This is a genomic window from Candidatus Methylomirabilota bacterium, from assembly GCA_036005065.1.
In the GTDB taxonomy this organism is placed as follows: Bacteria; Methylomirabilota; Methylomirabilia; order Rokubacteriales; family DASRDR01; genus DASYQW01.
Genome location: DASYQW010000369.1, coordinates 1 through 10,287 on the forward strand (window position 1 = coordinate 1; position 10,287 = coordinate 10,287).

Annotated in this window: 9 protein-coding genes; 5 read left to right on the top strand and 4 right to left on the bottom strand. The window is 72.5% G+C overall.

The window, feature by feature from the left end:
- Together VGW35_24965 and VGW35_24970 are read left to right on the top strand one after the other, a co-directional pair.
- A partial coding sequence (locus VGW35_24965; GenBank protein ID HEV8310926.1) for an ABC transporter substrate binding protein occupies nt 1-284 on the top strand: 284 nt, incomplete at its 5' end.
- A 128-nt stretch (nt 285-412) separates the two neighbouring features.
- Nucleotides 413-1,258, top strand: a complete 846-nt coding sequence (locus tag VGW35_24970; GenBank protein ID HEV8310927.1) for a DnaJ domain-containing protein — start codon at nt 413-415, stop codon at nt 1,256-1,258.
- Nucleotides 1,259-1,282: 24 nt separating this feature from the next.
- On the opposite strand, the gene VGW35_24975 is transcribed toward VGW35_24970, so the two are convergent.
- From VGW35_24975 to VGW35_24985, 3 genes are all read right to left on the bottom strand, one after another.
- A complete protein-coding gene (locus VGW35_24975) occupies nt 1,283-2,035 on the bottom strand; it encodes a tetratricopeptide repeat protein (protein ID HEV8310928.1) in 753 nt (250 codons plus the stop codon).
- Nucleotides 2,036-3,048: 1,013 nt separating this feature from the next.
- Entirely contained in the window at nt 3,049-4,455 is a 1,407-nt protein-coding gene (locus VGW35_24980) for a sigma-54 dependent transcriptional regulator (GenBank protein ID HEV8310929.1), read from the bottom strand.
- A gap of 101 nt (nt 4,456-4,556) precedes the next feature.
- Nucleotides 4,557-6,068 (bottom strand): ATP-binding protein, encoded by a 1,512-nt coding sequence (locus VGW35_24985; protein ID HEV8310930.1) that lies wholly within the window; start codon nt 6,066-6,068, stop codon nt 4,557-4,559.
- A 143-nt stretch (nt 6,069-6,211) separates the two neighbouring features.
- Between VGW35_24985 and VGW35_24990 the strand changes: the two genes are divergently transcribed.
- The 3 genes from VGW35_24990 to VGW35_25000 all read left to right on the top strand — a co-directional run bounded on the left by VGW35_24990 (nt 6,212) and on the right by VGW35_25000 (nt 9,251).
- On the top strand, nt 6,212-7,462 hold the full coding sequence (locus VGW35_24990; protein ID HEV8310931.1) for an HlyD family secretion protein: 1,251 nt from the start codon (nt 6,212-6,214) through the stop codon (nt 7,460-7,462).
- Nucleotides 7,459-9,048 (top strand): DHA2 family efflux MFS transporter permease subunit, encoded by a 1,590-nt coding sequence (locus VGW35_24995; GenBank protein HEV8310932.1) that lies wholly within the window; start codon nt 7,459-7,461, stop codon nt 9,046-9,048. The genes VGW35_24990 and VGW35_24995 overlap by 4 nt, the downstream gene beginning before the upstream one ends.
- A gap of 77 nt (nt 9,049-9,125) precedes the next feature.
- The gene (locus tag VGW35_25000; protein HEV8310933.1) at nt 9,126-9,251 is read left to right on the top strand and encodes a hypothetical protein; all 126 of its coding nucleotides are present in this window, start codon (nt 9,126-9,128) and stop codon (nt 9,249-9,251) included.
- Between the two features lie 53 nt (nt 9,252-9,304).
- Here VGW35_25000 and uppP read toward each other — a convergent pair whose 3' ends face one another.
- Complete coding sequence (gene uppP / locus VGW35_25005; protein ID HEV8310934.1) at nt 9,305-10,093, bottom strand: undecaprenyl-diphosphatase UppP; 789 nt, start codon at nt 10,091-10,093, stop codon at nt 9,305-9,307.
- Nucleotides 10,094-10,287 lie beyond the last annotated feature (194 nt).

Below are 10,287 nucleotides of genomic sequence, written 5' to 3' on the forward strand. Positions count from 1 at the left end.
AACGACTGATCGAGCTTGCCGCCAGGTACCGCTTGCCCGCAGTCTACGAATTCAAGAACTACGTCGAGGACGGCGGGCTCATGTCCTACGGCCCGAGCATCAACGAGATGTTCGGGCGTATGGCGAGCTACGTCGATCGGATCCTCAAGGGCGCCAAGCCTGGCGACCTGCCGATCGAGCGCCCCACGACCTTCGAGCTCGTCGTCAACCTCAAGACGGCGAAGGCCCTTGGACTGACGATCCCCCAGTCGGTGCTGGTGCGGGCGGATGAGGTGATCCAGTAACGACGCACACGGCGGCCACGAGCTCGAGCGCGTCTCCGGCTTCACGTCGGCGGGTGACATGCGGGCCAGCATCTCCATGAACGCCGGCGGCGCGTTCGGGTAGAATCGCGAGGAGGAGCCGCCCACCTATGCGAGTCAAGACCGAGCGGGACTATTACGCGATCCTCGGCGTCGCCGACACGGCGACCGAGGAGGAGATCAAGCGCGCGTACCGCCGGCTCGCCCTCCGCTATCATCCCGACCGCAATCGCGGCGACAAGCGCGCCGAGGACCGCTTCAAGGAGATCAGCGAAGCCTACGCGGTCCTCATGGACCCCGGGCGGCGCCGGGAGTACGACGGCCTGAGACAATCCCGGGCCCAGGGAGACCGGGCGAAGGGCCCCGGCTGGCGCGAGGAGGACCTGTTCCGCGACCTCTTTACCGATCCGCGCACCGCCTCGGTGTTCGACGAGCTGGCTCGGGAGTGGACGCGGATGGGGCTCCGTTTCAACGAGGCCTTCCTCCGCGACGTCTTCTTCCGGGGGCAGGGCGTGATCGTCATCGGCCCCTCGGGTATCCGCTGGATCGGCACCTTCGGCCCGCGGGCGCCCGCCGAGCGGGTACCCGAGACCGCGCATGGCTCGACCGGCGGCGACGCGGTCGCCTCGTCCCCGGGCTTCCTCGGGTGGCTGTGGGAGCGCGTCAAGGAGACGGTGGGCCGCCCCCTGACCGTGCTCCGTCAGGCTCTCGCCCTCCCGGCGGGTGGTGTCCGGCGAGGCGACCTCCGGTACGAGATCGCGCTGCCGCGGGAGGACCTCGGGCACGGCGGCCGGTACCGGCTCACGGTCCAGCGCGCGGGCCGGACCGAGGAGCTCTTGGTCCGCATCCCGGCGGGAATTCGGGAGGGCACGCGGCTCCGGCTCCGGGGCAAGGGTGAGCTCGGACCCGCGGGAACACCCGGCGACCTCTTCCTCCACGTCCGCGTGAAGGCGTGAGCCGCGCGAGGCGCGGCGTCCGGATCAGCCGCTCGACTGCCGCAGCCCCTCCAGCGCGTCTTCGTAGGCGGGCCGGAGGGTGAGCGCCCGCTGAAACGCGGCGCGAGCCTCCGCCTTCTGACCGAGCTTGAGGTGAGTCCAGCCCAGGCCGTTGTGGAGCCCGGGCCAGTCGGGCGTCGCTCGGATCGCCCTCTCGAACACGGCGAGCGCCTCGCGGTAGCGCCCGAGGTAGTAGAGGCTCCAGGCGACCTTCGCGCGGACGTCCGGCAGATCCTCTGACGCCTGGCCGCCCGGCGCCTCCAGGCGCCGGAGCGCGGCCTGGAGGTGCGGCAGCGCGACATCGTAGCGCCCGAGCTCGAACTGGGCCGAGCCGAGGCCGACCATGGCATCGACGTGGTCCGGCTTCCGGTCCAGCGCGGCCCGGAAGGCTCCGCTCGCCAGGTGATAGCGCTCGAGCCGGAAACGGCTCCAGCCCAGCCCGGTGTAGAGACCGACCCACCTGGGCTGGCGTCGGATGGCCTCTTTGAAGGTGACGATCGCCGTGCGATAGTCACCCAGGTGATACTGGGACCAACCGAGCAACGATCGCGCCTCGTCGTGGTTCGGGTCCAGGCTCAGCGCCTCGAGGGAGCGCTCCCGGGCCGCCTCGTACTCGCGAGCCTGGTAAGAGGCCTTCCCGCGGCTGAACGCCGCCTGGGCCCGGACGCTCCGCCGTGGGCTTTCGCGGATGCCCTGCGCCCGGGCGGGCGGGATGGTGGCGATCAGGAACAGCGCCACCAGGCCTCCGATGATCGTCAGGGCTGCGTGGAGCCGCCACCGTTGCGGGAGCCGCTTATCGCGGGGGGACACGCCTCGCGGAGTCTGGGCGGTCGGCCGCCTCGTCGGCCGCCTCGCGGGCGCGCGCGGCGGCGTCGCGTGCCCGGTCCGCCGCGCGGTTCGCCGCCCGTCGCGCTTCGGGTCTGACGCCCGGCCCGGCTTGCTTGGCGAGCCGAGCCGCCTGCGTGGCGGCCCGCGACGCGTCCCGCGCCGCCTCGCCGGCCGCCCGGGCCGCGTCGCGCGCGGAGTTCCCCACGACTCCGGGCAGGCCCTCGGCGGCCTGGCGTGCCGCCGCGCGCGCGGCATCGGCCGATCGAGCCGCCTCCTGCGCCGCGCTGGCCGCGGCCCGCGCGGCGGCGGGGGGATCGAGGTCGCGACGGGTGCCCGATGCCGAACGGCCCGGAGCAGAGCCGGGGGCGGCTCCTCGCGCGGCGCCGCGTGGGGCTATGCCTGGGCCGTGACCGGCCCCGCGCTCGAGGGCGGCCTTACCCTTTGCGTCGGGGCCTCGACTGCCGCCTTCCGAGTCGGCATCTGTTCCTCGGCCCCGGCCGCCGGCATCTGCGCCCTTCCCGCCTCCCTTGCCGTCGCCCTTCCCACCATCGCCTTTCCCACCGTCGCCCTTCCCGTCACCTTTGCCGTCGCCCTTGCCGTCACCTTTGCCGTCGCCCTTGCCGTCGCCCTTCCCGCCGGCGGCGAAGGTCGAGTCGCTCCCGAGGTCCCCGTCGAGCAGATGGCGAGGAGACACGTAGAGGACAACCGCGAGGGTGAGCAGGAATATCAGCCCCAGCCGGGCAAGCCCTGTCATCGACGCCTCCCTCGACGATCGAATCCCCGACCGGCCGAATGGGGGGCAAGGCGCGTGCCAATCCCGCCATGGCCGCCGGACGCGACCCCGCAGGCGGCTCGCCGGCGGTGGGGGCTCGTATCCGGGCGTTGCCTGCCGCTGGCATGCGGGCATCCGCCCACGGGAAGGGTCATTTGCCGCTCACATCGGGGCTCAACCGATACTTCTCGATCCGGTAGCGGAGTGTCTCCTTGGAGAGGCCGAGCAGCTCGGCGGCTCGGGCCCGGTTCCAGCCGGTGTGGCTCAGCGCCTTTGCGATCAGGTCCCGTTCCACGGCTTCGAGGTGGATCGGCCCGCGCCCGAAGTCCACCTGGACGGCGCCTTCGGGATTCAGGACGACCGGCGCCTCGCCCCCCTTGGCGAGCCCGAGGTGCTCCGGCTCCAGGGTGCGCTGCGGGTTGAGCAGGGCCGCCCGCTCGACGACGTTCGACAGCTCGCGGATGTTCCCGGGCCACGCATACGCCTGAAGGGCCCGCGATGCGGCGGATGAGAAGTGGACGTCCGCGAGACCGTACCGGTCGCGGAGCTGGCCGAGGAAGTGCTCGGCGAGCAGGAGGATGTCTTCGGCGCGGGCTCGCAGCGGCGGGAGATCCACCGTCAAGACCCGCAGGCGGTAGAGAAGGTCCTGGCGGAACGCCCCCTCGCGCGCGGCGACCTCGAGATCCCGGTTGGTCGCCGCGAGGATACGCACGTCGACCCGGCGCGGTGTGAGGGCGCCGAGCCGTCGAATCGCCCGATCCTCGATGACGCGCAGGAGCTTGGCCTGGAGCGCGAGGTCGAGAAGGCAGATCTCGTCGAGGAAGAGCGTCCCTCCGTCGGCGGCCTCGAAGAGACCCGGCTTGCTCGTCCGGGCATCGGTATAGGCGCCCTTCTCGAACCCGAACAACTCTCCCTCGAGCAGCGCGGCCGGGATCGCCGCGCAGTTGATCTCGACGAACGCGCCGCCGGCCCGCGGGCCGGCCGCGTGGACCGCGCGGGCCGTGAGCTCTTTGCCGGTGCCGGTCTCCCCGGTGATGAGGACCGTCGGCCCGGCCTCGCCGAGCCGGTCGGCGCGCGCCACCTGGAGGATGTGCTGGCGGACCGCCTCGATGGCCGGCGACTTGCCGAGGAGGCTGTCGACCGGCGCGGCGTGGCCCGCGCGCTGGCGCAGGTAGCTGAGCTCGCCCCGAACCCGCTGCGTGTCCCACGCCCGCTGAATGACGACCCCCAGCTCTTCGAGGTCGAGCGGCTTGGTGAGGTAGTCGACGGCCCCGGCCTTCATGGCGGCCACCGCACTCGAGACGCTGGAGAACGCGGTCATGAGGATGACGAGCGTCTCGGGCCGCTCCCGCCGGATGGCTTCCAGGGCGGCCAGGCCGTCCATGCCGGGGAGGTGGAGGTCGACGAGGGCGACGTCCGGCGCGACCTCGGCCAGCGCCCGCAGCGCGTCCTCGGCCGAGGCGAACGCCCGCGCCGGGAGCCCCTGGCGTCGAAGGAAGTCCTCGATCGCTCCGGCCAGGGTGGCGTCGTCCTCGATGAGGAGGACGCTCGGGGGGATATCAGTTCAGCCTGAGGGGGAGCGGCGGCGCTCCTCCCCCAGACCCCCCCATGGCAGTCATCAGGCACCGATACGCGAGGACCATTTGCAGTTACGTCCTCTCAGGCCTCGTCGACCGGCAAGCAGGCGATCGCCCGAGTGCCCCGCCCGGGCGCGCTGTCGAGATGGAGCCGCGCCCCGCCGCTCTCGAGCAGCTTGCGCGCGACGGCGAGCCCGAGTCCCGAGCTGCCCGGCTTGGTCGAGAAGAACGGCTCGAACACGCGGGCCAGCACGGCTGGGGGGATCCCGGGACCGGTGTCCTCGACCGAGAGCTCGAGCGCTCCCGGAGGACCGGCGTCGCTGAGCCGGCCGTCGAGCGACTCGGCCACCCCGGAGGTGGCGGCGACGCGCAGGCGACCTCCCTTCGGCATCGCATCCAGGGCGTTGCCGAGCAGACAGAGCAGCGCTTCCTCGAACCGCGCCGGGTCGAGCCGGACCTTCGGGAGATCGCCAGGCAGCGCGACCTCGAGGCGAACGCGCTGAGCGGCGCACCGGGGACGTACGGAGTCCAGGGCGGGCGCGACGGCGGCGTCGAGGGCCGTCGGGACGCGGCGCTGCTCGACGGGCCGGCCGAAGTCGAGCAAGGCGCGCATCCGCTCCGAGAGCCGGTCGGTCTCGGCGATGATCTGCCCGAGGCGGGTGCGGAGCGGACCCTCGGGGATGTCGAGAAGCGCGACCTGAGCCGTCGAGCGGATCGCGGCCAGCGGGTTGCCGATCCCGTGCGCGACGGCGGCCGTGATCTCGCCGAACGCCGCGAACCGCTCGGCCAGGACGAGCTGCGCCTGAACGGCGCGGAGCTCCGCGTTGGCCCGGGCCAGGTCGTCGGCGCGGCGGGCCAGGGCGGCGTGCTGGGCCCGGAGCCGCCTGGCGGCCCGCCAGACGATGCCGTAGAGAGCGATGTAGAGCACGGCGCCCGACGCCAGCGCGAGAGTCCACAGGGTCAGCCGGGCCCGGCGCACGATCGCGAGCACGCGGCTCGGGTCGACGTACGCCTCGATCACGCCCGCCACCCGCCCCTCGCCGGGAAACGTGATCGGGACGTAGAGCTCGACGCGCTCCGGCCCGCTCCCGCGTGGCTCGAGGCGCACGCTGGTCTCGCCGGCCAGCGCCTCGCGGAGCCACGCGTCGGGCGGGTCGAGGGCTCCCGGGCGCTCGCTGTCGACCCACAGCACGCGGCCACGAGCGTTGTAGATCACCAGCCGCTCGATCTCCGGCAGCATGCGCACCTGGCGCGCGAGCTCCTCGAAGCGGTCTCCGGAATCCACCGCCGGCGTGCCGCGGACCCGAGGGGCGAGGGCCCGGGGCGCGGAGGAAAAGTCCTCCGAGCGAAGGTACAGGCGCGCGGCGGAGCGAACGAGAGCCGCCGTCGAGCTCCACTCCCGGTCGAGGATGCCGCGCTCGATGAAGTAGGCGAGGGCGAAGCCGAAGACGAGCGTGCTGGCCCCGATGGTCAGGAGGCTCAGCAGGGCGAACTGGCGGGTGGGGGAGCTGCGGCCGCGGAGCGACCCGGCGCCGCGGACCGGCGGACTCGCGGACCCGGCGGGAGGCTCGCTGAGGACGGGCGTCGACTCCATGGGCCTCTATCGTACCGCCGGCCGGCCCTTCGAGTCACGGCCGCCTTGTCTTGCCTGTCGGGGCGTGCTATCAAGAACGCGATACGAGGGCGGCTCACGTGCGTTTGCGCGGGGTTGTCTCGAAGGAGAAGGTCTAGGCCGCGGTGACACGCCTCCTCATCCGAAGCATCGTGACGCTCTGTCTGCTCGGCGCGGTCGGGTACGGCGTCTGGCTCTACGTGTATTCCCGCTATCATGTCTGGACAGACGACGCCTACGTCGAGGGAGCGCTGGTCCAGGTCAGTGCCCGCGTGCCGGGACCCGTGGCGAGGGTCCTCGTGCGCGACAACGAGGACGTGCGCGAAGGCCAGGTTCTGATCGAGATCGAGCCCCGCGACTACGAGATCCGCATCGACCAGGCCCGGGCGGCCGTCGCCATGGCCGTCGCGGGCGAGCGCGCGGCGCACACCGAAGTGCCCCTCACCCGGGGCAGCTCGGAGAGCCGCATCGAGCAGGCGCGGGCCGCCGTCGAAGGCGCCCGGGTAGCCGTCGAGGTCGCCCAGGCCCAGACCGTGGAGACACAGGCACGGCTCGAAGGCCGGCGGGCGGCGGTGTTCGCGGCCCGGGCCGACGCCGCGGTGGCCGAGGCCGCCCTCGACAAGGCGCGGCGCGAGCTCGAGCGAATCCGCCGACTGATCACTCAGGGTCTGGTCTCGGTCCAGGATCACGATACGGCCGAGACCGGGCATCGCGCGGCCGAGGCGAGCCTCGAGGCGACGCGCCGCCGGCTCGCGCAGGCCGAGCGCGAGGCCGAGCAGGCCGAGGCGGAGGTTCGCACGCGCGTGCTCGGGGTCGGCCACGCCCAGCGGCGAACCGAGGAGGCACAGGCCCATCTGGCCGAGGCCGAGTCCCAGCGGGCCCAGGTCCCGGTGAAAGAGGCCCAGGCCGGACGCGCCACGGCGGGTCTGGAGCAGACGCGAGCCGACCTGGCCGCGGCCGAGCTGCAGCTCGCCAAGACCCGCGTCCGCGCGCCCGTGGACGGCACGGTGTCGAAGAAGACGGTCGAGCCCGGTCAGCTCGTCCAGCCCGGCCAGCCGCTGCTGGCGATCGTCCCGCTGCAGGGCGTCTGGGTGATCGCGAACTTCAAGGAGACCCAGCTCGGTCGGGTGCGTCCCGGCCAGCGGGCCACCGTTCGGGTGGACAGCTTCACGGACCGGGTCTTCGAGGGGACCGTGGAGTCGATCAGCGCCGGAACCGGCTCCCGGTTCAGCCTCCTGCCTCCCGAGAACGCGACCGGGAACTGGGTCAAGGTGGTGCAGCGCGTGCCGGTGAAGATCGTGCTCGAGAGCTACCGGGCGAATCCGCACGTCCTGCGCCCGGGCATGTCGGCCACGGTCACGATCGCCCTCCGGTGATCGCGCCCCGAGCGGGGGCCGCGGAGTCCGGCCCGAGCCCGGCGACCCGGCGGTGGCTGGTCACCGTCGCCGTCATGCTCGTGGCCACCATGCAGATCCTGGACACCACGGTGACCAATGTCGCCCTGCCCCACATGCAAGGGAGCCTCTCGGCCTCGGTCGACGAGATCACCTGGGTCTTCACCTCGTTCCTGGCGGCCAACGCCGTGGTGCTGCCGGCGACCGGGTGGCTCAGCGCGCTGCTCGGCCGGCGGCGGTTCTTCTTTGCCGCCACCGGGACCTTCATCGCGAGCTCGCTGCTGGCGGGTATCGCCCCGAGCCTCGAGGTGCTGGTGGGGGCCCGCGTCCTCCAGGGCCTCGGCGGCGGGCCGCTGATCCCGCTGTCGCAGGCGATCCTCATGGAGATCTTCCCCCCGCGCGAGCGGGGGACGGCCATGGCCATCTGGGGGCTGGGGGTGATGTTCGCTCCGATCTTCGGCCCGACCCTCGGCGGATGGATCACCGACAATTACTCCTGGCGCTGGATCTTCTACCTGAACCTCCCGATCGGCGTGCTCGCGCTCGTGGTGGCCTGGTTCAGTCTCCCGGAGCCCGCCGAGCGCCCGGCCGCCATCACCCGGGTCGACGGGATCGGCCTCGGCCTGATGGTCCTGGGAGTCGGCATGCTCCAGGTGGCGCTCGACCGCGGAAACCGCCTCGATTGGTTCGACTCGGGGTTGATCACGACGCTGGTCGTGCTGGGCGTGGCGACGGTCACGGCCTTCGTGGTGCGGGAGCTCGGAGTGGCCGAGCCGATCGTGGACCTGCGGATTCTGGCCAGCCGGACGTTCGCGCTCGGGACGCTTCTCATCAGCATGATGGGGCTCGGCCTCTACTCCAGCATGGTCCTCCTGACCTTCTACCTCGAACAGCTTCTCGGCTACGATGCCCTGACGACCGGGTGGGTGCTCGCTCCCGGGGGGCTCGGCTCGGTCGTCTCGCTGGCCGTCGCCGCTCGGCTCGTCAACCGGGTGGACCCCCGGTGGCTGGTCTCGATCGGCGCGGCGATCATCGCCTACGCGCTCTCACTCATGGCGTCGCTGAGTCTGGCCGCGGACTTCTGGACCGTGCTGTGGTCGCGCTTCGTGCAGGGATTCGGGATGGGCCTGGTCTTCGTGCCGCTGACGACCATGACCCTGGCCGTCGTCCCGCCGGCCCGGATGGCGACGGCCACCGGCATCTTCAATGTCGTGCGCAACCTCGGCGGGAGCGCCGGGATCGCCGTGCTGACGACGGTCCTCTCGCGCCAGACGCAGGTCCACCAGACGGCGCTGGTCGGCCGGGTCACGGCCTGGGACCCGGCGACGGCCGATCGGCTCGGCATCCTCGAGCGGGCCTATGCGGCGGCGGGGGCGGATGCGTTCACGGCCCGGGCCCAGGCCCTCCAGCGGCTCTACGAGGACCTGCAGCGGCAGGCGGCGATGAAGGCGTTCCTCGACGATTTCTGGCTGCTGACGGCGCTGTTCGTGGTCTTCGTCCCGCTCGTCTGGTTCATGGCGCGGCCCCACGAGCCGGCGGAGACGCTCCAGCCCGTGGAGGCCGCCTGAGGCTCCCGCAGTTCGGCCGGGCCCACGACGCGTGGCCGGGCGTCGTCATCAGCGGCGTCGTCGTGGTGGCGGCCGCCGTGCTCGCGGATGCGGCCGGCGATCCGCCGCGCGGCGGGGCCCGCCTCTATGTCGGCCTCGTGCTCGGCTTCGTGATGATCGCCGCCGGGTATGCGCTACGCTTCTGGGAGCGGCGGCAGCCCTGATCCCTCGGGCGACCTCGAGTTCGCATGGAGGATGACCGACACCCCTCCGATATTCAGACCAGCCAGAGGATGAGCAGTCCGAGGGCGATCCGATAGACGACGAAGACCGTGAGCGTCCGGCGCTGGAGGTAGCGAAGGAGGAACCAGACGGCCGCCAAGCCGGCGGCGAACGAGGCGACGAGGCCGACGGCGAGCGCCGTCGTCTCGTCCGGGGCGAGCCCGCCGCGGAGAAGCGTGGCCGTCTTCAGGAGCCCCGCCGCGGCGGTCAGCGGGAGGCCCAGGAGGAACGCGAAGCTGGCCGCGGTCGGGCGGTCGAGGCCGGCGAACAGCCCCGCCGAGATGGTGATGCCGGACCGGGACGTGCCCGGGATGAGGGCCAGCGCCTGGGCACAGCCGATGGCGGCGCCCCGCGGCACTCCGACACCCCGCAGCTCGCCGACCCGGGCCCGCGCGGCCTGGCGGTCGGCCCACCACAGGACCAGGGCCCACGCCACGAGCGAGACGGCCACGACGCGCGGAGAGCGCAGGCGGGTCTCGATGGCGTGCTCGAAGAGGAGCCCGACCAGACCGGCCGGCACGCAGCCCACCACCACCGCCAGGCCGAGCCGGACGTCCCGCCGGTCTCCGGCGAGCACGCCGGCCGTGGTCTCCCAGATCTCGCGTCCGAACCAGCACAGGAGCGCCAGCGCCGTCCCCAGGTGCACCGCCGCGTCAAAGGCGAGGCCCTGGTCCGGCCAGCCCAGGAGCACGGGAACCAGGATCAGATGGCCCGAGGACGAGATCGGCAGGAATTCGGTCAGGCCCTGGACGATCCCCAGGACGAGGGCCTGGACCGTCGTCACGCTCTCCCCCGGCTGGGGAGAGGCGGGCCGAGCGGGTCAGGCGACCTCACTAAGCCCTAGCCGACGATGTCTTCGCCGCCATCCACGCCCAGCACGTTCCCGGTCATCCAGTAGGTGCTGGAATGCGCGAAGGCGACGAGGGCGCGGGCGACATCCACGGGTGTCGTCAGGCGGCCACCGGGGTTCCGGGCCAG

What these genes read in the sequence shown, in the direction of transcription:
- VGW35_24985 (HEV8310930.1), bottom strand. Translation starts at nt 6,068, where the DNA reads ATGGAGTCGACGCCCGTCCTCAGCGAGCCTCCCGCCGGGTCCGCGAGT.
- VGW35_24970 (HEV8310927.1), top strand. Translation starts at nt 413, where the DNA reads ATGCGAGTCAAGACCGAGCGGGACTATTACGCGATCCTCGGCGTCGCC.